Origin of the sequence: Companilactobacillus sp. HBUAS59699, from assembly GCF_036913575.1 — a bacterium.
Classification (GTDB): Bacteria; Bacillota; Bacilli; order Lactobacillales; family Lactobacillaceae; genus Companilactobacillus.
Map to the genome: position 1 here is coordinate 215,992 of NZ_JAYKTV010000003.1, position 23,418 is coordinate 239,409.

The 23,418-nt window shown below is 41.5% G+C and carries 23 protein-coding genes; all 23 read left to right on the forward strand.

The window, feature by feature from the left end; translation table 11 throughout:
- Positions 1 to 81: 81 nt before the first annotated feature.
- The 23 genes from U8519_RS07585 to U8519_RS07695 all read left to right on the forward strand — a co-directional run bounded on the left by U8519_RS07585 (position 82) and on the right by U8519_RS07695 (position 23,095).
- On the forward strand, positions 82 to 858 hold the full coding sequence (locus tag U8519_RS07585; RefSeq protein ID WP_334329715.1) for a YveK family protein: 777 nt from the start codon (positions 82 to 84) through the stop codon (positions 856 to 858).
- A 2-nt stretch (positions 859 to 860) separates the two neighbouring features.
- A complete protein-coding gene (locus U8519_RS07590) occupies positions 861 to 1,583 on the forward strand; it encodes a CpsD/CapB family tyrosine-protein kinase (RefSeq protein ID WP_334329716.1) in 723 nt (240 codons plus the stop codon).
- Positions 1,584 to 1,630: 47 nt separating this feature from the next.
- On the forward strand, positions 1,631 to 2,284 hold the full coding sequence (locus U8519_RS07595) for a sugar transferase (protein WP_334329717.1): 654 nt from the start codon (positions 1,631 to 1,633) through the stop codon (positions 2,282 to 2,284).
- Positions 2,285 to 2,308: 24 nt separating this feature from the next.
- Positions 2,309 to 3,388: a glycosyltransferase gene (locus tag U8519_RS07600; RefSeq protein WP_334329718.1), complete on the forward strand. Its 1,080-nt coding sequence runs from the start codon at positions 2,309 to 2,311 to the stop codon at positions 3,386 to 3,388.
- Complete coding sequence (locus tag U8519_RS07605; RefSeq protein ID WP_334329719.1) at positions 3,385 to 4,452, forward strand: glycosyltransferase; 1,068 nt, start codon at positions 3,385 to 3,387, stop codon at positions 4,450 to 4,452. Before U8519_RS07600 ends, U8519_RS07605 begins: the two co-directional genes overlap by 4 nt.
- Before the next feature lie 4 nt (positions 4,453 to 4,456).
- Positions 4,457 to 5,458 (forward strand): glycosyltransferase family 2 protein, encoded by a 1,002-nt coding sequence (locus tag U8519_RS07610; protein ID WP_334329720.1) that lies wholly within the window; start codon positions 4,457 to 4,459, stop codon positions 5,456 to 5,458.
- A gap of 17 nt (positions 5,459 to 5,475) precedes the next feature.
- Positions 5,476 to 6,372 carry a glycosyltransferase family 2 protein gene (locus U8519_RS07615; RefSeq protein ID WP_334329721.1) on the forward strand — a complete coding sequence of 299 codons (897 nt, stop codon included), beginning with the start codon at positions 5,476 to 5,478 and terminating at the stop codon, positions 6,370 to 6,372.
- 12 nt (positions 6,373 to 6,384) lie between these two features.
- Positions 6,385 to 7,323 carry a capsular polysaccharide synthesis protein gene (locus U8519_RS07620; protein ID WP_334329722.1) on the forward strand — a complete coding sequence of 313 codons (939 nt, stop codon included), beginning with the start codon at positions 6,385 to 6,387 and terminating at the stop codon, positions 7,321 to 7,323.
- A gap of 11 nt (positions 7,324 to 7,334) precedes the next feature.
- Entirely contained in the window at positions 7,335 to 8,453 is a 1,119-nt protein-coding gene (gene glf / locus U8519_RS07625; RefSeq protein WP_334329723.1) for a UDP-galactopyranose mutase, read from the forward strand.
- Positions 8,450 to 9,874 carry an oligosaccharide flippase family protein gene (locus U8519_RS07630; RefSeq protein ID WP_334329724.1) on the forward strand — a complete coding sequence of 475 codons (1,425 nt, stop codon included), beginning with the start codon at positions 8,450 to 8,452 and terminating at the stop codon, positions 9,872 to 9,874. Before glf ends, U8519_RS07630 begins: the two co-directional genes overlap by 4 nt.
- 6 nt (positions 9,875 to 9,880) lie before the next feature.
- A complete protein-coding gene (locus tag U8519_RS07635) occupies positions 9,881 to 10,837 on the forward strand; it encodes an LCP family protein (RefSeq protein WP_334329725.1) in 957 nt (318 codons plus the stop codon).
- Positions 10,838 to 10,954: 117 nt separating this feature from the next.
- Positions 10,955 to 11,185 (forward strand): hypothetical protein, encoded by a 231-nt coding sequence (locus U8519_RS07640; RefSeq protein ID WP_334329726.1) that lies wholly within the window; start codon positions 10,955 to 10,957, stop codon positions 11,183 to 11,185.
- 101 nt (positions 11,186 to 11,286) lie between these two features.
- Positions 11,287 to 12,006 (forward strand): GntR family transcriptional regulator, encoded by a 720-nt coding sequence (locus U8519_RS07645; protein WP_334329727.1) that lies wholly within the window; start codon positions 11,287 to 11,289, stop codon positions 12,004 to 12,006.
- Between the two features lie 228 nt (positions 12,007 to 12,234).
- The gene (locus tag U8519_RS07650) at positions 12,235 to 12,951 is read left to right on the forward strand and encodes a GntR family transcriptional regulator (RefSeq protein ID WP_334329728.1); all 717 of its coding nucleotides are present in this window, start codon (positions 12,235 to 12,237) and stop codon (positions 12,949 to 12,951) included.
- Positions 12,952 to 12,987: 36 nt separating this feature from the next.
- A complete protein-coding gene (locus tag U8519_RS07655) occupies positions 12,988 to 13,476 on the forward strand; it encodes a PTS system mannose/fructose/N-acetylgalactosamine-transporter subunit IIB (RefSeq protein WP_334329729.1) in 489 nt (162 codons plus the stop codon).
- 23 nt (positions 13,477 to 13,499) lie between these two features.
- A complete protein-coding gene (locus U8519_RS07660) occupies positions 13,500 to 14,435 on the forward strand; it encodes a PTS mannose/fructose/sorbose/N-acetylgalactosamine transporter subunit IIC (RefSeq protein WP_334329730.1) in 936 nt (311 codons plus the stop codon).
- Positions 14,422 to 15,237, forward strand: coding sequence for a PTS system mannose/fructose/sorbose family transporter subunit IID (locus tag U8519_RS07665; RefSeq protein WP_334329731.1), 816 nt, complete (start codon positions 14,422 to 14,424; stop codon positions 15,235 to 15,237). The genes U8519_RS07660 and U8519_RS07665 overlap by 14 nt, the downstream gene beginning before the upstream one ends.
- Before the next feature lie 13 nt (positions 15,238 to 15,250).
- Positions 15,251 to 15,676, forward strand: a complete 426-nt coding sequence (locus U8519_RS07670; protein ID WP_334329732.1) for a PTS sugar transporter subunit IIA — start codon at positions 15,251 to 15,253, stop codon at positions 15,674 to 15,676.
- The gene (locus tag U8519_RS07675) at positions 15,660 to 17,651 is read left to right on the forward strand and encodes a hypothetical protein (protein ID WP_334329733.1); all 1,992 of its coding nucleotides are present in this window, start codon (positions 15,660 to 15,662) and stop codon (positions 17,649 to 17,651) included. The genes U8519_RS07670 and U8519_RS07675 overlap by 17 nt, the downstream gene beginning before the upstream one ends.
- Positions 17,652 to 17,679: 28 nt before the next feature.
- Positions 17,680 to 18,849 carry an SIS domain-containing protein gene (locus tag U8519_RS07680; RefSeq protein ID WP_334329734.1) on the forward strand — a complete coding sequence of 390 codons (1,170 nt, stop codon included), beginning with the start codon at positions 17,680 to 17,682 and terminating at the stop codon, positions 18,847 to 18,849.
- Positions 18,850 to 19,004: 155 nt separating this feature from the next.
- Entirely contained in the window at positions 19,005 to 20,159 is a 1,155-nt protein-coding gene (nagA, locus tag U8519_RS07685) for an N-acetylglucosamine-6-phosphate deacetylase (RefSeq protein ID WP_334329735.1), read from the forward strand.
- Between the two features lie 109 nt (positions 20,160 to 20,268).
- Entirely contained in the window at positions 20,269 to 21,018 is a 750-nt protein-coding gene (locus U8519_RS07690; protein WP_334329736.1) for a glycerophosphodiester phosphodiesterase family protein, read from the forward strand.
- A 184-nt stretch (positions 21,019 to 21,202) separates the two neighbouring features.
- Positions 21,203 to 23,095 (forward strand): hypothetical protein, encoded by a 1,893-nt coding sequence (locus U8519_RS07695; protein WP_334329737.1) that lies wholly within the window; start codon positions 21,203 to 21,205, stop codon positions 23,093 to 23,095.
- Positions 23,096 to 23,418: the final 323 nt, after the last annotated feature.

The following is a 23,418-nucleotide window of genomic DNA, read 5'->3' on the forward strand; positions in this document are numbered from 1 at the left end:
AAACATGTTTTATCATTTGTCGTAGCTACAGGAGAAATATAATTTTTGATTTGTAGTGAAAACGTCCATGGGAGGAAGACTGTGAAATCAGAACAAATGGCTAATACGACTAGTATGATCGAGATCTTCGGCATACTTCGTAAGCATATCAAAATGATTATTTATACGACTTTGATCACTGTCTTTGCGACTGGATTCGTTACGTTCTTTGTCCTGAGTCCGAAATATGAGTCGACCACTGAGATCTTGGTCAATCGGAAGATGTCCGATCAATTGCAGGCGGCTCAGTATCAGCAAGTTCAAGCAGATGTTCAGATGATCAGTACTTACAAGGACATTATTACTAGTCCCACGGTGCTGGATGAAGTCAATCAAGAAGTAGAGAAGTATCCTGGTTATCCGGGTTCAGAGACTGGCTTGCAGAAGTCGATCTCAATCAGTAATCAACAGAACTCGCAGGTCTTTTCCGTGACTGCCAAGTCGACTGATGCGAATACAGCCGCAGCAATCGCTAACTTGACAGCTAAGGTCTTCAAGCAAAAGGTCGGCAAGATCATGAGTGTTGATAATGTTTCGATCGTTTCAACGGCATCACCAAGTAGCACTCCGTACAGTCCGAGAAAGGCGCTTAGTTTAGCGGCTGGTTTGTTAGTAGGTTTGATCCTAGGTTGTGGCTTGGCATTGATCCGTGAAGCGACTGACAAGACAGTCATCAACGAGAGCTTCTTAACTGACGACATGGGCTGGGTCAATCTGGGACAGATCAGTGAGATCAGCAAGAAGTCTTATGAAGAAGTCTCAGAATCAAAGCCGGTTCGCACAGTACGTGTGACTAATCTGAAAGATCGGAGGGTCTAGCGATGTTTGGAATAAAGAAGAATAAGTTGGATTCCACTAGCCAAAAGCACGGTGTGAATCTGATCACTTACAACCATCCCCAAGACGCGGTGGCAGAACAATTTCGTACCGTTAGGACCAATATTCAATTCACCGCAGTGGACAAACAGATCAAGTCGATCGTCTTCACCTCGTCAGCACCTTCTGAGGGCAAGTCCACCGTCAGCAATAACTTCGCCGTGACCTGTGCAGATCAAGGTTCAAAGGTAGTCCTGATCGACTCTGACTTGCGTCGACCAACGATCCACAAGACCTTTGGTATCGACAATCGCATCGGGCTCTCAAATTACTTATTGGGAACGGCCAAGGTGGACGAGATCCTGCAACCAGCTTTGGTCAGAAATCTCTCTATCATCCCCAGCGGACCGATCCCGCCCAATCCGTCTGAATTACTCGGCAGTAATCGTTTGAAGCAATTACTCAAGGAACTAGAAGAGAGATTCGACATTCTGATCCTAGATGCACCGCCAGTCAATACGGTCACCGATACACAAGTTCTAGCGTCAGTCGTTGACGGAGTAGTGATGGTCGTACCGCAAGGCATCGCCATCAAGGCCGGTGTCAGACATGCTAAGGAATCACTGGAATTAGTTCACGCCCATATTATTGGTGCCATCATGAATCGAGTCACGGTCCAAAAGTCCGTTTACTACGGTGGCGAATATTATGGGACCAAGAAGAGTTAAGGGTATCAGCTCGTTTGAATAGTGGGAAATTCAAAGGGGCGTTTTATATGGAATATTTTAAAAAAGCAGTTGATGTTGCCTATCAACAGCACCGTTATGTATATCGAACTTTCAAGAGGTGCTTTGATCTCATAGCTTGTTTGTTAGGTTTGATCATTTTATCGCCAGTTTTTTTGGTCATTGCCTTAGCTATCAAGTTTGACGACCCCCACGGTCCAGTCTTCTATGAACAGATCAGAGTCGGCAAAGAACGCAAGCCGTTTGAAATGTTCAAATTTCGTTCAATGTGTGTCAATGCGGACCAGCAACGCCAAAAACTAGCGTCTAAGAATGAGATAGCTGGAGCCATGTTCAAGATGAAGAATGATCCGCGGGTAACGCACATTGGCAAGTTTATTCGCAAGTACAGCCTGGATGAATTACCGCAATTGTTGAATGTAGTCCTGGGTCAGATGAGTTTGGTCGGACCACGTCCGCCGCTTCCTGATGAGGTCAAAAAATACACTAAGTTTGATTTTCAAAGACTGGATGTCAAGCCGGGATGTACCGGACTATGGCAAGTCAGTGGCAGAAGTAATGTTAGCTTCGATAAGATGGTCCAACTGGATGTGGATTATATCAACGAACGTAACGCTTGGTTCGATCTAGAGATTTTATTTCGGACCGTAATTTTATTTTTTAAACCCAATGGAGCGTACTGAACGCACGACTAATGAGGTGATGATATGAAAGTCTTAGAGATTTGTGAATCGTATGGTGGTGGAGTTAAGCGCCAGATCGATTATTTAAACCGTTTCGCTAATAACAAGAATATTGAGATGACGACGATGGTCAGTTCTAAGCGTGGAGCGGAAGTGCCTGCTAAGTATCTGACTGACGACCGCCTCTCAGATTTTCCCAAGCATCCGATACGCTATTTGTCACTGATGAAGAAGTTGCATGAGTTGATCGTCACTAAGAGGATTCAATTAGTTCATGCACACAGTACGATCGCTGGTATCACCATGGTGCTCTATAAGATGATCTATCACGACCACATTCCGGTTGTCTTCACACCGCACGCTTACTTCTCCGAAGTGGACCGAGGCTGGTTGAAGAATCACATCTTGAAGTCAGCTGAGAGATTCATGAGCCACTTCTTTACGAAGGTGATCCATGTTTCTTCCGGTGAAGAGAAGTACGCATTGGACAACAAATTAGTCAAGCAGTCCCAGTCAGTCGTGATCAATAACGGTGTACCGTTCCATGAATATGAGAAGATCTCCCATCCCAACATCGACTTCATCAATGTTGCTCGCTGTGGTTTTCAAAAAGATCCGCAATTGTTCATCAAGATAGCCCAAAAGATCACGGCAGCAATTCCCGACAGTCGCTTCTTCTGGGTCGGTGACGGGCCGATGCTCAACGAATGCCGAGCAGAAGTTATCCGCTTAGGTCTAGCCGATAAGATCAAGTTCGTCGGCTTCCACGCCAATCCCTATACCTACTTAGAAAAATCCGATATTTTCATCTCCACTTCTCGTTACGAAGGTCAACCGTTCTCTGTTCTAGAAGCAATTTCGGAGAAGATGCCTCTGATCATTACTGATGTGATCGGGCACAAGGAGTTAGTCCATCATAACGGTATTTTGTTAACGGATGAGATCTTGAATGACGACCAAAAACTAGTCGCAGCCTTCAAAGAAGTGATCGATCACAAGGGTGAAGACGCCAAGGCCAGCTATCAATTATTTACAAAGAAGTATGACGTTATGAACATGGTCAATGCGATCGAACACATATATCTTTCCGGAGTGGCCGCATGAAACGTATTGATGTGATCGTACCGTATTTTTACCCGCCCTATATTGGCGGTACGGAGACGGTACTTAGAAAATGGAATAGTTATTTTTCAAGCCATCACAGCGACTCTTTGCAAGTCAGATTCGTCTTACCGTTTGCCTATCACAACGGGGATGTCTTCGATCGTCAAGGCAACTGTCATTATGGTTTAAGAATTTGTAGCAACAAGTCGATGCGATTGTTCGGTGTTGTGAATTTTTTGGTCTACTTGATCTTTACAAAGGCAGACGATGTGATCGTTCTTTCTCCGAGGTATATCAATTTAAGCCACAAGGTCAGAACAGTCCTTCACAAGCACTATCAGATCGTTGATTGGGTTCATTTCTCACTAGCGAAGATGTTCGTCAGTGACCGGAAGTATTTCAAACGAGCCGATTATCATTTGGCGATTTCTACCGGTATCAAGCAACAATTGCTCAAGATGCAGATACCTGCGGAGAAGGTCTTCTCGGTCTTCAATCCGATTGAACCGAGTAAGCGCCAAATCCCAGTGGCTAAGTATCCTAAGTACATCTATGTCGGACGCTTAGAGTATCAGCACCAGAAGAACTTACAAGAGATGATCCGTGGCTTCGAGATGGTCCAGCGTGAGTTACCGCAAGCTAAGTTGGAGTTGTGGGGCGATGGTCCTGATGTCGACAGCCTCAAGCGTCTGGTCAACGGCTTACAGTTGAATGACTGTGTCAGTTTCAAAGGCTGGCAACGAGAACCTTGGAAATTGATCGATTCAGCCACTGCCTTTGTCTTGACCTCGACTTATGAAGGATTGCCGATGTCGATCCTTGAAGCAATGTCTCATGGAGTACCAGTCGTAGCCGCCAATGTTTCGACTGGACCAAAGGATGAGATCAATGATGCCAATGGTTTGTTGTACGAGAGTGGCCGAATCAATGAGTTTAAGAATGACTGTATTGAGATCAGCGAGAACCGCAGCCACTACAATGCGATGGCGATTCAAGATTCGATCAAGAAGTTTTATACCAATAATTATTTTGCTAATTTAAGCAAGATCTTAGAAAAGGGGTAAGCCGATGGATAAATTATTATCGATTGTTATCCCCAGCTACAATGCTGAGAAGTTCTTGGACAATGTGTTGGGTGAGTTAGTTAAGTGTCACAATTTGAATCGCTTAGATATTATGGTCATCAACGACGGTTCAACTGACCAGACAGCTGAGATCGGTCAGAAGTACCAGGATTCTTATCCAGGTTCAGTTCGCCTGATCTCGAAAGAAAATGGCGGTTACGGATCAACGATCAACACTGGTATTGCTCAGGCCAACGGTCGGTATTTCAAAGTCGTTGACGCTGACGACTGGCTCGATTCGAAAAATCTCGATCGATTCGTGGGCTTACTGAAGCGTACCGAGACTGATTTGATCTTGACACCGTTTTGGGCCTTCAATGACAAGAATCATCACAAACACATCCCTGAAATCAAGCCGGATGATATCAGTTGGGGTCAGAAGTACTACCTGAAAGAACAAGGTATTTGCCCAGTACCGAGCATGCACACTTACACTTTGCGCACTAAGTTGCTGCAAGAGAATGAGATTCAACTTGATGAACATGCTTACTACGTCGATATCGAATACATCCTCTATCCGATCCCGTATGTGAAGACGTTCGAATTCGTCAATATTCCCTTATACAACTACCGCGTCAATCAAGACAACCAGTCGATCAGCATGACAAACATGCGTAAGAATCAACAGCAGCACAGTTTAGTCGTTGATCACGTCAACAGCTATATCAAGGAACACGCTGACGGCTTGAATCCTAATCAGCAAGAATTGATGGTCAACCGTCTCAGTCGGATGATCGCTACACAGTTGAAGATAATCGACTTAGCACCGATCCAAATGGCAACTAAGCACGAGTTGAGTAGTTTTTATCGGAAGGTCAAAGACAAGTATTACTTTGAACCCAAGGATATCAATCTGCCGATGCGTTGGTTGATCAAATCACGTTTTAATTTATTTCCAGTAATTCATTATTTAGCAATACTCAAGATGCAGCTTGTGCACTATTAATAAGAAGGCGAGGGTTCATGAAAACAACAGCATTAGTAGTTACGTTCAATCGATTGAAACTATTAGAAGAATGTTTAGCGGCGATCGATTTTCAAACGACACCAGTGGATCACGTTATTGTGATCGATAATCACAGTACTGATGGAACGAAGGAGTTTCTCGATCAGATCACTAATCCTAATTTTAAGGTGATCCATATGGCACAGAACCGTGGCGGTTCAGCGGGATTCTACCGCGGGATGCAAGAATTCATCAACAGTAATTCGGATGAACTCTTGTGGTTGATGGACGACGACACGATCCCTGAAACAGACACTCTCCAAAAACTATTAGAGGCTGGTCAGAATATTTATGAATTTGGCTTTTTAGCAAGCAACGTTCGCTGGACTGATGGTAGTCCAGCCTTAATGAATATCCCGGTGGTCGATCCGTTGGATTGGAATCAGACGGCTAATGGCAAGGGCTTCTACCCAGTCATTAAGTCAGCTTCGTTCGTATCGTTGATGATCCCTAGAGAAGTGATCCAGCAAGTAGGGTTGCCGTACAAGGAGTTCTTCATCTGGGGTGATGACGCGGAATACACTGCTCGAATCAGTAAGGAGCACACTTCCTACTTCGTTCCTAACAGCATCGTTATTCACAAGATGAAGCAAAACACTGGCGTCGACATTGTCAGTGACAACAGTGATCGCCTGGATCGGTATTTTTATTCTTTCAGAAACCGCATGTTTCTAGCTCGCAAGCGCCACATCAAGTTCCGCTTGAAGTCGTATGCCGGCATGAGTTGGGAATTATTGCGAGTGGCGTGTGGACCTGGAGTTCATAAGCGTGCTAAAAAAATCAAGATCATCACACGCGGGATGGTTTCTGGTCGCTTCTTCAATCCAAAGATCACATATATACACAGGAATTAAGGGATGATTCAAATGGCACGTTCATTTTTAAATTTATATTTAACTAGTATCTACAAATCAGAATCAGCATTAAAAAAAGTCACTAAGGGCAAGAAGTCGATCCTACCGAGCTTCGTGTACGATCCGTATCATTATTTGATCGAGAAAAAAATTCAACAGACGATCCAAGATGTTCCAACGACTTTTTGGCACGACGAACTGGTTAAAGTCGATCCGGTTTTAACTAACAAGATTGTCTGGGTCATGTGGTGGCAGGTGACCAACGTTCCGAGATTTGTTCAACGTAATCTGACTTTGATGCGTGAACGTTTGAATAAGCGGGTGATCGTCTTGAATCAGGAGAATATCGGTGACTTCGTGCAGATTCCAGAAGACGTCATAGAGCGCTTAAATGACGATCAGATCAGTTATCAAACTTTTTCCGACTATGTGCGTATGAAGATCCTCTTTGAATACGGCGGCGTTTGGTTGGACAGCACGGTCTACGTGGGTGAACACGATAATTTCTTGAATCAGCTGGATTTCTCCCAGCATGCATTAATTACCGTCAAGGGCATTCCGGACTTTGGCAGCAAGTTCATTCCCAAGGGTCGCTGGGTCATCTATTGCTTGGGTGGTCGTTCCGGTCAGATGTTATTTAAGTTTGTCAGTGATTGTTTAGATTATTACATCGAAAACGACATCCCAACTCCGGATTATTTCTTGACCGACTATCTGTTCGATATTGCATATAAGAACAACATCGGCCATTTCCGTGACAAATTAAAAAAAGTCCCCGCAAATAATGTTAATTGCGAGGAACTGGCACCATTGATGAACGCTAAGTTTGATCAGCAACTGCTCGACAAGATCACGAGAAATACTAGTATCTTCAAGCTTTCGAACAAGACTAAGTATCGTAGCCGAACAGCTGACAAATCTAGGACTTTTTATAGCTATTTATACGAATAATGAAGGTGAAGTTGATGGAATATTTAGTTGTTGGTTCAGGGTTATTCGGAGCTGTCTTCGCCAGTGAAGCAGCTAAACGTGGCAATCATGTCACGGTCATTGAGAAGAGAGATCACGTCAGTGGCAATATTTACACCAAGCCAATTGAAGGGATCCAAGTACACGAGTATGGCGCACATATTTTTCATACGCGGGTCAAGAAGATCTGGGATTACGTCAATCAATTTGCGCAATTTAATAATTACATTAATTCACCGATTGCAAATTATCATGGCGAGATCTACAATCTGCCCTTCAATATGAATACTTTCAACAAACTTTGGGGGGTGATAACTCCGGCGCAAGCCCAAGCAAAAATCGAAAAACAACGTTCAGAGCTAAATCTCTTAAAACCTCCCAAGAACTTGGAGGAACAGGCTGAATCGCTGGTGGGAACGGACGTCTATAAGAAGCTCATCAAAGGATACACCGAGAAGCAGTGGGGAGCTAAGGCAACAGAATTGCCCGCCTTCATCATTCGCCGAATCCCGGTTCGTTTCACCTACGACAATAATTATTTCAACGATCCTTACCAAGGTATACCAATTGGTGGTTATACCCAGATAGTTGAGCAATTGCTGGATAACAAACTGATCGACGTCAAGACTGAGACTGACTTCTTCGATGATCAGAAGCTGTATCTCAAAGAATATCCGCGCGTCGTCTTCACTGGTATGATCGATCAATTCTTCAACTATGAACTAGGTGAATTGTCCTACCGCAGTTTGCGCTTTGAAACTGAGATCAAGAAGATCGACAACTTTCAAGGTAATGCGGTCGTTAATTACACGGATGCAGAGACGCCGTATACTCGGATCATCGAACATAAGCACTTTGAGTTTGGAGCGGGTAATAAACACAAGACGGTCATCACTCGTGAGTATCCGAAGACTTGGCAACGTGGCGCTGAGCCTTACTATCCAATCAACGATTCAGTGAACAAGCAGTTGTATGCACGCTATTTAAATTTGGCTAGGAAGACATGTCCCGATGTTTTGTTTGGCGGCCGTTTGGGATTGTATCGTTATTACGATATGGATCAGACGATAATGGCTGCACTTGAGTTGGTTGCACATGAATTCGGCCGATGAAAGTCGTTAAGAATTACTTGTACAATGCCTTCTACCAAGTTTTTATCTTATTAGTCCCCCTGGTCACAACTCCGTATCTTGCCAGAGTCTTGGGTCCAACTGGTGTCGGGATCAATTCCTATACCAATTCAGTGATCCAGTATTTTATCGTCTTTGGCAGTATCGGTGTCGACCTGTACGGTAATCGTCAAATAGCCTTTGTCAGAAGTGACAAGCGCCAGTTGACGCAAACCTTCTATGAAATATTTTTCATGAGGATCATTACGATCGTCTTAGCCTATGCGGCCTTTGGAATCTTTCTAATGTTAAGTGGTCAATATCGAATCTACTACTTAGCGCAGTCAGTCTCCTTGATCGCCGCAGCGTTTGACATCTCCTGGTTCTTTATGGGGATGGAGAACTTCTACGTAACTGTGATCAGAAACTTCGTCATCAAGATCTTGACCTTGATCAGTATCTTCACCTTCGTCAAGTCATACTCTGACTTAGGAATCTACATCTTCATCTTGTCGATGTCACTGTTACTAGGCAATTTAACCTTATTCCCGAGTCTTCGAAAGTATTTGGTAAAAGCTGACTTCCATCACTTGTCGATCTGGCGCCATTTGAAACCGTCACTAGTCTTGTTCTTGCCGCAAGTCGCCATGCAGATCTACGGTGTTCTGAATAAGACGATGTTAGGAATAATGGTTTCAGTCAAAGCAACTGGTTACTTCGATCAGTCTGACAAGATGGTCAAGATGGCACTGGCAATCGTAACGGCCACAGGAACGGTCATGTTGCCGCACGTCGCTAATGCCTTCGCCAAAGGAGAAGTGAAGAAGACGCGGCATTATTTGTATCAAAGTTTTAGATTCGTAAGTGCAATAGCAATTCCGATTGCCTTTGGACTGATGGCGGTGACTGCTAAGTTTGTTACTTTGTTCTTCACCAAGCGCTTCTTAGCGGTCATTCCCATCATGATAATCGAGTCAGTCGTAATTGTCCTGATTGCCTGGAGCAACGTCCTCGGAATCCAGTATTTGATCCCGACTAAGCAGATGAAGTCTTACACGATCTCTGTTGTTATCGGTGCGATCGTTAATATCATCTTTAATATCCCACTGATAATCAAATGGGGAGCAATTGGGGCAACGATTGCGACTGTCTTATCCGAACTATCGATTACTCTGTATCAGTTATTCTCGATCAGACATCAGGTGAACTATCGCGAGTTATTCTCGGACTGGTCCAAGTACTTGATTGCAGGTGTCTTGATGTTTGAAGTAGTCTTTGAACTCGACCGCATTCTACCGATCTCTTGGAAGATGCTGATATTTGAAGTATTCGTAGGGATGGTTTTTTATACAGTATTGTTGATCCTATTTAGAACGAAGATCATCGATGAAGCAAAGTCGTTGATTCGCAATAGAAAGAAGTAGATGGATATGAAACGTTATAACAAGAAGCATATTTTGAGAAATATCCTATTATCGTTGATAGCCTTCGTGTTAATCGGCGGCTTAGGATTGGGATTGTCACGTTACCGTGATGTCAAAAGTGCGGTCAACAGTTCCTTCGATCCTGTTCAAGTAGCCGGCAGCCGTGATACGAATGCATTGTTGAAGGCTAAAAAGCCCATATCGATCTTGCTAATGGGTACGGACGCTTCTGATTTTAATCGTTCATACGAAGGTAAGACTGATACTATGATGGTCGTTACTATCGATCCTAAGTCTGAGAAGACTACGATCACAAGTATCCCTCATGACTTGGCCGTTAAGATTCCAGGTTATGACAAGTCACCAGCTGAGATCAGCGAAGCCTATGAACACGGCCAAGCAAAGTCCAGCATTACTACCGTTCAAAAACTTTTGAACGTGCCAGTTGACTATTATGCCTTGATCAATATCAGTGGTATGGAAAAAGTCATCAATGAATTAGGCGGTGTTGACATCACACCAACAAGCACCTTCAGTAAAGATGGATTCACCTTCGAACAAGGTGTCAAGACACATATGGATGGAGCTAAAGCTCTAGCATATTCTCAAGAAACAAGTTCTAGTTCTTCAGGTTATTTAGCACATGAATCTCGTCAAGGAGCTATGTTGGCTGCCATTATGCACAAGTGTACATCTATCAAGGCTTTGATGAATCAGAAGTTTATCAAGACATTGTGTAGCCAAGTTCAAACTGATATGACCTTTGATAATTTGACTACAATTATCAAGAACTACAAGCATTTCACTGAAAAAATCGATGATACTCATATTTCCGGAACAACTAAGGTTATTGACGGACAAACATTCGAAGTTGTTAGTCAAAGCGAACTACAACGTGTAAGTGACTTTATTCGTGGCGGTTTGGCATTGAAGACTGAAAAGACTGGAAATATTCAGTATTAGTGGTGATTTGAATGACAAAGAAAAATCATCAAGATCTCAAAAATAATCAATCGGTACTTACGATCTCACAATCTGATTAATATTAGAAGATGGTTACTGTTCATTGGTGCCCAGTCATTGACAGTATTATGTTTTCATTTATTAGACTTAGATTGCCTGAGATTTTATAGTAATATCATTTCTGGATTATCAGGTAAGGTACCGCACGGAATCCCTGTTTTAGTAGGGATTCTGTATAGAATTGTTTTTGCGATCGGCATGACGTGGCTAGTACGATTTGTGCCAATGATTCGCAGCTTGTTTATGCCACGAGAATTTCCAATATTAAAGCATCATGCTTCGGCATGATGTTTTTTTTGTGCAGAAAAGCCATCAATTCGTTTGCTTAGTAAACGTTTTCAATGTAAACTAAATAAAGTGGTACTAACCAGTTTATAGGAGAAGGTATTATGGATAAAAAAGAATCTCTTTCACAGCATCTAATCGATTTTTTATCTAATCAAATTCTTACCGAAATGCGACCTAACGATCGTTTACCGTCGGAACGTGATTTGATGTTACAATTCAATGTCAGTCGAACGACCGTCAGGAATGCTTTGGATAAGTTGGAATTATCGGGATTGATCACACGGATGCACGGTAAGGGGACCTTTGTGACAGCCCGTTCTGAGAGCTTAACCAATTTGGCCGACTTATTTAGTTTTTCCAAGACGATGGAGATCCAAGGCAGGACTCCCAGTGATCGAATCATCAAGTTCAAAAAAATCTCTGCCGATGAAGAACTGATCCACCGTTTGCATTTAAAGGGGGATCTGAATGTCTTTGAAGTCGATCGAATCCGTATGGCCAACAGTAAGCCGATGATGTTCGGTAAGAGTTTCTTGCCAGCTAGTGTTTTCGATGGCTTGACTCGTCAACAATTAGAAGATAACTCTATGTATGGAACGTTTGAAAAACTCTACAATGTTCACATCAAAGAAGCTGATGAATCTTGTCGGGCATCGATCTTGAACGACAAGATCTCGAATCTTCTGTCTGAGAAGCCCGGTGCACCTTGTCTGAGATTGGAACGAGTTACAACTGACAACATCGGACGGGCAATTGAATACACGATCAGTTGGGCTCGAGCAGATGAATTCAATTATCGAGTCAAACATTTGTATCGATAAGCTAACTGGTATCAACCAGTGACATATTTCAGAGATTTATTTTAAATATTTTGATAGTGGTATCTTTTTCATAAAAAAGTACCACTTTTTTTATACCTTAAACTAATACTTATATACCGCTATAATTGTGATATACCAACGAAAAATTGGTATGACCAATTTGTTGAAACAAATACTGCAAGCGTATACAATGGACTTGTGGTTGATACCAGAAAGGGACCGAGTAATATGAAAATCACTCTTCAAGAACAGCTAATCAACTTATTAACCAACTACATTCAGTCGATGCCGGCGAACGCAAAGTTGCCGTCAGAGAGACAGATATCGGACAAATATCAATTATCCCGGACGACGGTTCGTGCGGCTTTGAATGAATTAGAGATAACTGGTCTTATCCGTCGAGTTCATGGAAAAGGAACTTTTGTGAATCGGGTGGATCTGAATAGTGATCTAAATAGTAGTTATAGTTTTAATAAGCAAATGATGTCCATTGGCAAGAAACCACAGACAAAAATTCTTAGCTTTGAGAGGAAGGAGGCAAATTCATACTTTTCACGGAAACTGGATGTTGAAATCGGAGATCAGGTCATAAAGATCAAGCGCCTGAGATTCGCCGATGGATTGCCAGTGATGTTAGAAAGAACGTATCTACCAGCAAGTCATTTCAATCTTCTGACTGAAGATATGCTTGAAGGCAGATCATTGTATGAGATCTTTGCGACGGAATTTAACGAGCAAGTGTACTACGCTGACGAATATTTCCTAGCGGGAATTACCAGTAAGAGGGATAGTCATTATCTGGATATTAAGGAAGGAACACCGTGCTTGAATCTGAAGCGGTCGACCTACAATCTTCACAATCAGGTAATCGAATATACGCTGAGCGTTGCGAGAAGTGATCAATTTGCTTATCACATTCGTCACGATATTAGTAAAAAATCTTAAAGAGTGATTTTTATCACCGAATTTGGAGGAATAATTATGTCAATTGTTGCAGTAAGAATAGATGAAAGATTAATTCATGGTCAAGTGGCTAATTTATGGACAACTAAATTACAAGCTACAAGAATTATGGTTGTTGATAACGAAATTATAAAAAGTGATATTCAAAAAACTGCCCTTAAATTAGCCAAACCAGCCGGGGTAAACCTAAGTATTTTAGGAACGAAGAAATCTTCAGCTAACATCTTAGCCGGAAAATACGATTCTCAAAAAGTATTTCTTGTTGTTAAGAATCCTTCAACACTTGTAAGTATGACTGAAGAGGGAGTTAAGTTTGACACTATCAATGTTGGTAACATGTCTCAAAAGGACAACACACAACATTTGACACAATCGATCAACGTTACTGACGAAGATTATGATGCATTCCACAAGTTAATGGATGCTGGAGTTAAAGTTACAGCACAGATGGTTCCTGGTGACCCTGTCAAGGACTTCGCAGGTATCTTGAAAGACTACAAAAAATAATAAGTAATTTGGGGGAATGAGCTATGAGCTTTACAATTGTTCAAATATTGCTTTTAACGGCATATTCTATGTATAACATCTATGATGAACTACAAATGAACTCATCATTGAGTCAACCAGTTTGGGCCGGAATGGTTTCTGGCTTGATCATGGGTGACATGAAGACCGGACTTATTATCGGTGCTGCTCTTCAACTAACGGTTCTTGGTGTTGGTACTTTCGGTGGTGCTTCTAAGATCGATGCTAACTCAGGTACTGTTTTGGCAACAGCCTTTTCAATCGGTACAGGTATGAAAGCTGCTACTGCTATTGCTGCTATCGGTGTTCCAGTTGCCGCACTATTAACATCATTTGATATTCTAGCTAGATTTACAAATACTTATTTCCAACACAAAGTTGATAAAGATATCGAAAACTTCAACTACAAAGGTATCGAAAGACATACGATCATGGGTGCAATTCCATGGTGTCTATCACGTGGTATCCCTGTATTCCTAGCTTTGGCTCTAGGTCAAGGTGTTGTTAAGACAATGGTTACATATCTAAACGGTGACCTACAATGGTTGAACACAGGTCTACAAACAGCCGGTGCTACACTTCCAGCCGTTGGTTTCGCTATCTTGCTACGCTACTTACCAGTTAAGAAACACATTGCTTACTTGATCCTTGGTTTCACAATTACTGCTTTGCTATCAACACTATTCACAAGTGTCCAAACACTTGGTACTGGTTTAGCTGGTGCAAGCAAGGCCTTTACAGCAACATTCAATTCTCTTCCAATGTTAGCTATCGCTTTGATCGGTGGTGCTCTAGCTATTCTTGAATACAAGAAGTCAATCGCTAAGATGAACACTGCTACTGTTGCCGGTCCAACATCTGGCGCAGGCGATGAAGACGAAGATGAAGAAGACGAAATCGAAGATGCTAACGGGGAGGTAGACGGCGATGAAGAAGAATAAAGAATACGAATTAACGAAAAAAGATTTCAACCAGATCAACAAACGTAGTTTGTTTGGTTTCCAAATGGGTTGGAACTATGAAAGAATGCAGGCTTCAGGTTATCTTTATACGATTTTGCCACAACTAAGAAAGATCTATGGTGATGGTACTCCAGAACTAAAAGAAGCTATGAAGACTCATAACCAGTTCTTCAACACAAGTAATTTCTTTAACACAATTGTTACAGGTATCGATCTTGCCATTGAAGGTAAGGAAGGTGCTGATTCACTAGATACTGTTGCTGGTATTAAGACAGGTCTTATGGGACCATTCGCTGCTATCGGTGATTCATTATTCGCAGCCTTAGTTCCTACTATCATGGGTGCCGTTGCTGCTACTATGGCAGCCCAAGGTAACCCTATTGGATTGTTCCTATGGTTAGCAGTTAATATCGCTATCATGGTCTTCCGTTGGAAACAATTACGCTTTGCTTATAAGACAGGTACAAAACTTGTTTCTGAGATGCAAGGTCAATTGAATGCTTTGACAGATGCCGCTACATTGCTTGGTGTCTTCATCGTTGGTGCTTTGATCGCTACTATGATTAATATCCAAGTTCCACTAGTTGCTCACATGGGTAAGGTTCCACTAGTTGTTCAAACTAATATTGATATGATCCTTCCAAAACTTGTACCAGCCTGTGTCGTAGGTTTGGTTTACTGGTTACTTGGTAAGAAGGGTATGACATCAACAAAGGTTATCTTCATTGTTATTATTTTTGCCGTTCTACTATCAGCAGTCGGCTTACTAGGCAAAATCTAGGAGGATGTAAATTATGGCATTAATCTTGATCAGTCATGGAAATATGGCTATTGAAACAAAGAAATCAGCAGAGTTGATTATTGGGGAATTACCTAATTCAGCAGCATTGGGCTTACAAAAGTCAGATGGCCCAGATACTCTGAAGGAAAAAGTAGAAACAGAAATTAAAAAATATTACGGTAAGGAACCTGTCTATGTGATCGTTGATCTATTAGGCGGAACTCCAGGAAATGTTGTAGTCAATTTAACACAGAAATATCCAGATATGCATGTTGTTTCAGGTTTGAACCTACCGATGGTAATTAATTACGCTAATCAAATGTTTGTTTCAAAAGAACTCGATATCAGTGCTTTGATGAAGGAAGGTAAGGACGGAATCGTTGACGTTAATGCTTTCTTAAACCAAACTTCGGATGATGACGATGAAGAAGATGAATAGTTATCGCTATACATTACGATTAGCCATTGATAAGAGTATTTATGACGATGATAAAAAGAAAGATATGGTCGATTTCATTAGAAAGGCCCATATCAGCGACGTTGCTTTTTTCATCAATCAGGAAGAATTGTCAGATTCACACATTACTCTAGGAAAAGCCAAAGAATTAGTTACAGAAATAGACGAGATCTCACAACCACTCAAAGAAATGGGTGTGACGATCAGTCTTAATCCTTGGACAACAATGAACCATTCCGACCGTGGATTAGGGATTCGTCCCGAATTAGATATTAAGCCAATGGTCAGCTATCAAGGCGTGAAGAGCACTTCGATGGCCTGCCCTGGTTATCACGGTTGGATGGAATATGTCTCAGACATCTACGCCGTTTATGCAAGCATCAAACCGCATGAATTGTGGATCGAAGATGACTTCAGACACTATAAGAATGCGCCGTTTGAACTAGGATGTTTCTGCGATGATCACATGAAGAAGTATAATGCCATTGCTGGTACTGACTTATCACGTGAAGAGTTCGTGGGACAAATGTTAAACGGTGGCGAGAATAAATATCGTGATGCTTACTTAGAAGTAGCACGAAAAGAAATTTTACAAGCTGCACATATGATCGAAACCAAAGTCCATCAAGTATCTCCAGATACGACCTTAGGCTTAATGAGTTCCTGGCCTGAGATTCATGCGATGGAGAATCGTGATTGGCACAAGTTACTGAATACTTTGAGTGGCGAAACTACCCCTGCTGTTTCGAGACCACATTTACCTGCCTATAACGAGGTCAGTCCACTCAAGTATGCACGTGACTTTGAAAAATATACGGTTGCAGTAAGGACTTTGGTTGGGGATAAGCACAAGACTTATCCAGAGTTAGAGAACTTCTTGTATTCTCAATACGCTAAGTCAAATCGCTTCTCACAATTTCAGTTGGAGACAACGAGTTTGATCCACGCTGATGGATTGTTGATGAACTTGTTCAGCATGATGGGAATCGGCATCGATAAGACTTATCAATACGATGAGATGCTAGATCAGAGCAAGAAGTTCGCTGATTACTTGTACGAGAATGGTATTTCACTTGAAGACCGAGACGGAATTCTTGTGCCAATGACACAAGAAGTTGCTAAGTACAAAGTAGCTGACGGGACCTTGCATAGTTTGATGGCCTCGCAGACACAATGGTTGGAGTTGTTATCAGTCTTTGGATTCGCAACGAAGCCAGTTAATTATACTGGTCAAGTGATCCAAAATGAGACTGTTGCTTTGACAGGTAACTTCTTGAATACCTTGGATAACGATCAGATCACTGACCTGATCCAGAACAATTACGTCCTATTAGATGGTGATGCTGTGATCGTACTAGATTCACGGAAATTATTGAATTTGATCAACGCTGACGAAATCGAGGTCATTCAACCGAGAACTGGTCATCAAGTATATGAACAATTCGATAATGCTACGCTAGCTGGTGTGACAAAGTCCAGAATAAGCATGCAGACACATATTGGTGCCTACGTGAAGATCCATTACTTATCAGAGATGAATGTTGAATCTAACGCTTATAATCGCTACGGCGAAAAAGTTGGTCCAGCTACCGTTGCCAATGATAACTTCTATATCATGCCGCTGACAGAACATGCCAAGTATGGTTGGGAAGCTGAATATATCGACTATCGTGAACGTGACTTGAAGAAATATCTCAACGTAGCTCACTTAGTTGATATGTATAATTGCAAAGCTGTCTTTGATGGTCAAAAGATCATCATCAGTAATTGGTCACTAGATGACGTAAACAAAATTGATTTCAAACTCGACCGAGATATTAAACAACTATCGATCACTTATCGTGAAGGTAGTGAGGTTAAGAATCAGATAGTCGATGTTACAAAACATGATGATATTTATCACGCTAATTTCCCAGTTCCAGGGTTAGCCGTGGTGCATGTTGAATGCTTGGAATGAAAATAGATAGAGAAGGGAACTTATACCATTGTTTAGAAAAACTGATAAAGAACTAGAAGAAATGGGTGCACAAATTACAACCCGTGAAATTCAACAACAACCTGATTTGTGGAAAGAGGCTTACGATAACTTCGCAGCTGATCAAGACAAAGTTAATAACTTTTTGGATGAAATAATTTCAAACTTCCCTGACAAGAAAATCCGTGTGATCTTCACAGGTGCAGGTACATCAGCTTATGTGGGAGATACATTAAGACCATATCTAAATAAGGCCGGTGATACTTCTCACTATAACTTTGAAAGTATTCCAACAACTGATATTGTTTCAGCACCATTAGACAACCTTAGAGCTGATGATCCAACGATCTTGGTTTCATTCGCTAGAAGTGGTAACTCTCCAGAGAGTGTTGCGACCGTTGAATTAGCTGAGAAGATTGTTAAGAATCTATACCAAATCACTATCACTTGTGCACCAGATGGTCACTTGGCTAAGAAGGCCGAGAACGAAGACGGCAACTTGTTGCTACTGCAACCAGCTGGTTCAAATGATAAGGGATTCGCTATGACAGGTAGCTTCTCATGTATGACTTTGACAGCTGCCTTGATCTTCGACCAAAGCAAGACTGACAAGAAGCCTTGGATCGATGCCATTATCAAGATGGGACAAGAAGTCGTTAACCGCGAGGATGAGATTCAAGCTATCGCTGATCTTGACTACGATCGCATTGCCTATCTTGGAACAGGTTCATTATCTGGCTTGACTCGTGAAGCTCAATTGAAGGTTCTCGAATTGACTGCCGGACAATTGACAACGATCTTTGATTCTTCAATGGGATTCCGTCATGGTCCTAAGTCATACGTAAATGGCAAGACACTTGTCTTTGATTTCTTAAGTAATGATAAGTACAGTCGTCAATATGACGTTGATATTCTTGAAGAGATCAAAGGAGATCAAATTTGCAAGAAGGTTGTTGGTGTTGGTACTTCAGCAGACAATAACTTCTCGGGTGACAACTTCTTAATTCAAGCCGGACTCCCTGACTTGCCTGAATTATACCAAGCTCTACCTGACGTTATGTTTGCTCAAACCTTTGCATTACTAAGTTCTATCAAGGTTGGCAATACACCAGATACACCTTCAGCCAGCGGTACTGTTAACCGTGTCGTAAAGGGTGTAACTATTCACGATTATGAATAATTGCATTGTCAACATTGCATCTTCTCTTTAATTGAGAGAAGATGTTTTTTGTAGGAACAAAAGAATCGTAATTAATTGTGGTATAGACCACTAATAACTGTTATAATAAATCATGCAAACAGAACTTGTTTTGATATACTTTTGGAGGATTGAAAATGACATATTATATTCATGCTAAGAAATTCTTTTTACAAAACACTACTGAAAACGGTGGTTATCTAGAAGTTACTGATGGTAAGTTTGGAGACTTCTTTACAGAAGACGAGAAGCCAGAAGGCAAGATCGTTGATTATTCTGACAAGTACATCGCACCTGGACTAGTTGATACACATATTCACGGTCTAGTGGGCGATGATGTTATGAACAACAGCTGGAAAGAATTCAACGAAATGTCAGAAGGCCTACTAAAGGCCGGTGTTACTTCATGGCTACCAACAACACTTACGGCTTCACACGACCAATTGAATGAGATCTGTAAGACAATTGGTGAACACAAGGGTGAAGGTACTGGTGCTAAGATCCAAGGTATCCACTTTGAAGGACCTTTCTACACAGAGAAGCACAAGGGTGCTCAAAATCCTAAGTACTTCAGAGATCCTAGTGTTGAAGAATTCACAGAATGGCAAGAATCAGCTAAGGGTATGATCAAGAAGATTTCTATCGCCCCAGAACGTAAGGGTTCAGTTGAATTCACTAAGGCTGTTGCGGCAACTGGTGTTACCGTTGCTCTAGGCCACAGTGACGCTACCTTCGAACAAGCTAAAGCTTGTGTTGAAGCTGGTGCAACAGGATTTACACACACATATAACGGTATGAGTGGTCTAAGTCACCGTGCTCCTGGTATGGTTGGTGCCGCAATGTCAATGAACCTTGTTGATGATGAGTTGATCTGTGATGGTCATCACGTTAGCCCATATGCAGCAAGAATCCTTGTTGACAAGAAGACTCCAGAACACGTTGCACTTATCACTGACTGTATGAGTGCCGGCTTAATGCCAGATGGTGACTACGTATTGGGTGAATTCCCTGTTACTGTTGGTGACGGACAAGTTAGACTACAACAAGAACCACATAGTTTAGCTGGTAGTATCTTACTATTGAAGGATGCTATTAAGAACGTTGTTGATTGGGAAGTTGCTACTGAAGAAGAAGCTATCACAATGGGTAGTTACGTACCTGCCAAGAGTACACACATCGATGATGCATGTGGTGCTATTTTACCAGGACGTGATGCTGACTTTATCGTCCTAAATGATGACATGAGTCTAGAAGAAACATACCTTGATGGTGAATCACGTTACCAAGCTTAATTTTATGAAAATCAGAATCCTTCAATTTAGCTATTGAAGGATTTTTGTTACCATGTTTTAATTAAACAAAACCAGAGTAGTATAATTTCCCTTGGAGGATTTGTATATAATGTCAAAGAAAGTACTTGCTCATAGAGGAATACCAACTTTAGCGCCTGAAAACACTATGGCTGGTTTTAACACAGTTATTGATTGTGGGATCGATTGGATCGAGACTGATCTCAGTATCACTAAGGACGAAAAAGTCTTCGTGATCCATGATGACAAATTAGACAGAACTACTAATGAAGAAGGCTCCATTGAAACTTTGGAGAGCTCATTAGTGGGACAGGCTGATGCTGGTTCTTGGTTCGCTGAGAAGTTCCGTGGAGAGAAGATCCCTACATTAGATCAATTGATCGACTTCTTAAATATTCATAAGTTGAATGCCAATATCGAATTGAAGGGTGTCGTTGGGGATGATGCCGATCACTTGGCAAATAGCTTAGTTAAGCAATTTGCTGAAGCAACTGATCGTCTAGATCCTGATGTTCAATTGATTATTTCTAGTTTTAACCCCATTATGTTGATGAAGATGCATGATCTGCGTCCTAACCTAGACTATGCGGTATTATTTGATGTCTTTGGTATGGGTGAAGATTGGAATTTATACATGCAAGCTTGTCATGCCAAGTATATCCATCCGGACAGTCGTGGTTTGACTGAAGCCAAGGTCAAGAAGATGAAGGACTATGGCTATCAGATCAACGTTTGGACGGTAGATGACATAAATCGAGCTCAAGAGTTGTTTTCTTGGGGAGTAGATGGTATATTTACTAACATTGCTGATCGAATGCAATTCCTAGTCGAGGATAAATAGTTTACTATAAATATGAAAAAGTAGCACGCTGAAAATGATTTCAGCGCGCTACTTTTTGTTTACAGAAAAAAATAAAAGAATTTTTGTAACGAATAAATAAAAACGAAGAATGAGGAATATAACTTTCATGAGGAGAGTACTATATCCCCTGATAATGATAGCGGTATTCATTGTTACAGGAGGAATGATAAGAAATAATATACAAACCGTTAATGCTGCAACACAAGACGTCAACATTGAGGTTAAGCCTAAGGCAGAACCTTCAGAAGACGTGAAAAAATTCATGGGTATTTGGTTGAATCGTGGATATACCGTGCAGCCACCAGAAGTTACTTTTACAGTTACTAACCATACTACCCATCTAGTCACACATTCAGGACGATCGACATTGGGAATAACAATGACACCATTTGCCGTACCAAGGTACCAGTGGTACAAATCGACTGATAAAGGTGAGCACTGGACAGAAATGAGTAAGCAAGAGGGCGGTAACCAAGAAGACTTGCATCTACCGAATAAAGAAGCAGGTGTGACTCATTATCAGCAACAAGTTAATTGGCGACCAGTTGGAGGACTCGGTTTTCCATTTGCTGAAATTTGGTCCAAGGTTGCCACGGTTCTAGTCAACGAGAAGGACAAGAACGCTGACAAGATCGAAGTTTCAGTCGATGACGATTACCTGTATAACAATCCGAGTGAGATTGCGTTGAACTCGACTGTGGCGCGAGCCAAAGTTACACCTGAAGACTATACAGAAGATATTGTTTGGTCAGTCGATAACAATCAATTGGCTTACATCGATAAAGAAACTGGTGAATTGCATGCTAATAGCCGTGGTGTCTCCGGAATCGTTACAGTGACAGGTACGATCAAGAATGCTGACGGCAGCGTTGTTTCAGATAGCACCAAGGTTCGGATCGGTGGCGGACTCGATGATAGACAAGTTAAGTCTGGTGAGCCAGTTCAATTTGAAATGTTAGGTAATATCGGACAGTGGGATGAGAAAAGTGCGGACTTTACAATCAGATGGTACAGACAACCTGCTGGTACGAATGATCGAGAACTGGTTGAATCTAACAAAAAAGAACTGATGTATAAGATCGAAGAACCACGGGTCAAGAACAATAATGATCTGTATTGGATCGAAATCAGTATGAAGTTCGGTAGAGATTCGTATGAATACATCACTAATAAGGCCAAGCTGAATGTGTTACCTGCCGATAGTCCGGAAGTAACTTTGAGTAATTCAGTCAGTAATGAAACTTTTAACAATAATAATACGGACGATACTTTGAACGACATCGCTAATGGTGATAAGGTTTTGTATAACGATGAAGTCCGTGTTGGCAGCGAAAGTGTCCCTTTGCGGGATGGTAAATATGTCTTGCCGCTTTATCGTGACACGATCGTTGAGGGTGTTAATATTAACGGCGAAGAATTGAATTCGAAGCAATACCATGTGGAGCACTTGTCAGGAGATGACACTGCCAACTTGATAATCAATGACATTAACTGTGACGCTGGGAAAAAACTAGATATTAAGATCCTGACCACAGTAGGAGGCGTAACTTCTAACAAAGGCACAGAAACACAGCCTTATATATTCTCTTATAAGGAAGACAATTCTTATCGTTTCTTAGGTGCTAAAAAGAATTTGAACTATGTGATCAATGCTTTGCAGAAGAATGTTCGAGACATTAATTATGGCTCGATCCATGCATACTCTAAGGACGAATTAATCTCTCGAACTGATGATACGAATAAGCCGAATGATATTGTTTCGGTTGATGATCAGCGACGGGTGAAGGAACAGATCAAGGTCTTCGTGAATCAAGAAAATGAATTCATGGATGAAAAGGGCAATGTGCTGCCTGGTCATATACGGTTGTATGACAACGGTAATTACGAAGAAATAATGGGCAAAAAAGTAAAAGTCGTTGAGAGTAAGGAGAATGAACCACTACAATCAATTGGTTTCGATAAGGAAAATGGTCCTTTGTTGTACATTGATGAAGCGTCAGTGCCAGCTGGTAAGTACAGTACGACACTGACTTGGTCATTTGAAAGCTGTCTTTAAGACAAAACGAACCCACTCTCTATAAGAATAGAGGGTGGGTTCGTTTGTGTAAGCAAATACTATTGCTTACCAAGTGTGTGTTTAATTCCCAAATAGGCCATGCCTATCGTAATTATTATTAAAAAGATGCTTAAAATTATCAGAGAGGCATTATATAACATTGTTATCACCTTATTTGGAATTTTTTTAACTAAATTTTTGTATCTCGGGAGGGTTTATATAATGATTAGGCTGGCAATCAAATGACTACAGCTTCTATTCGAAAACTCGTCTTTCCAATCGATCCGCCAGCTCTACGGATGATTGAAAAGAACGAATCCTTA

Coding starts and splice junctions, on each gene's coding strand:
- nagA (WP_334329735.1), top strand. CDS start 19,005: ATGACATATTATATTCATGCTAAGAAATTCTTTTTACAAAACACTACT.
- U8519_RS07665 (WP_334329731.1), top strand. CDS start 14,422: ATGAAGAAGAATAAAGAATACGAATTAACGAAAAAAGATTTCAACCAG.
- U8519_RS07600 (WP_334329718.1), top strand. CDS start 2,309: ATGAAAGTCTTAGAGATTTGTGAATCGTATGGTGGTGGAGTTAAGCGC.
- U8519_RS07590 (WP_334329716.1), top strand. CDS start 861: ATGTTTGGAATAAAGAAGAATAAGTTGGATTCCACTAGCCAAAAGCAC.
- U8519_RS07620 (WP_334329722.1), top strand. CDS start 6,385: ATGGCACGTTCATTTTTAAATTTATATTTAACTAGTATCTACAAATCA.
- U8519_RS07605 (WP_334329719.1), top strand. CDS start 3,385: ATGAAACGTATTGATGTGATCGTACCGTATTTTTACCCGCCCTATATT.
- U8519_RS07615 (WP_334329721.1), top strand. CDS start 5,476: ATGAAAACAACAGCATTAGTAGTTACGTTCAATCGATTGAAACTATTA.
- U8519_RS07670 (WP_334329732.1), top strand. CDS start 15,251: ATGGCATTAATCTTGATCAGTCATGGAAATATGGCTATTGAAACAAAG.
- U8519_RS07650 (WP_334329728.1), top strand. CDS start 12,235: ATGAAAATCACTCTTCAAGAACAGCTAATCAACTTATTAACCAACTAC.
- U8519_RS07690 (WP_334329736.1), top strand. CDS start 20,269: ATGTCAAAGAAAGTACTTGCTCATAGAGGAATACCAACTTTAGCGCCT.
- U8519_RS07660 (WP_334329730.1), top strand. CDS start 13,500: ATGAGCTTTACAATTGTTCAAATATTGCTTTTAACGGCATATTCTATG.
- U8519_RS07675 (WP_334329733.1), top strand. CDS start 15,660: ATGAAGAAGATGAATAGTTATCGCTATACATTACGATTAGCCATTGAT.
- U8519_RS07610 (WP_334329720.1), top strand. CDS start 4,457: ATGGATAAATTATTATCGATTGTTATCCCCAGCTACAATGCTGAGAAG.
- U8519_RS07630 (WP_334329724.1), top strand. CDS start 8,450: ATGAAAGTCGTTAAGAATTACTTGTACAATGCCTTCTACCAAGTTTTT.
- U8519_RS07655 (WP_334329729.1), top strand. CDS start 12,988: ATGTCAATTGTTGCAGTAAGAATAGATGAAAGATTAATTCATGGTCAA.
- U8519_RS07595 (WP_334329717.1), top strand. CDS start 1,631: ATGGAATATTTTAAAAAAGCAGTTGATGTTGCCTATCAACAGCACCGT.
- U8519_RS07695 (WP_334329737.1), top strand. CDS start 21,203: ATGATAAGAAATAATATACAAACCGTTAATGCTGCAACACAAGACGTC.
- U8519_RS07645 (WP_334329727.1), top strand. CDS start 11,287: ATGGATAAAAAAGAATCTCTTTCACAGCATCTAATCGATTTTTTATCT.
- U8519_RS07635 (WP_334329725.1), top strand. CDS start 9,881: ATGAAACGTTATAACAAGAAGCATATTTTGAGAAATATCCTATTATCG.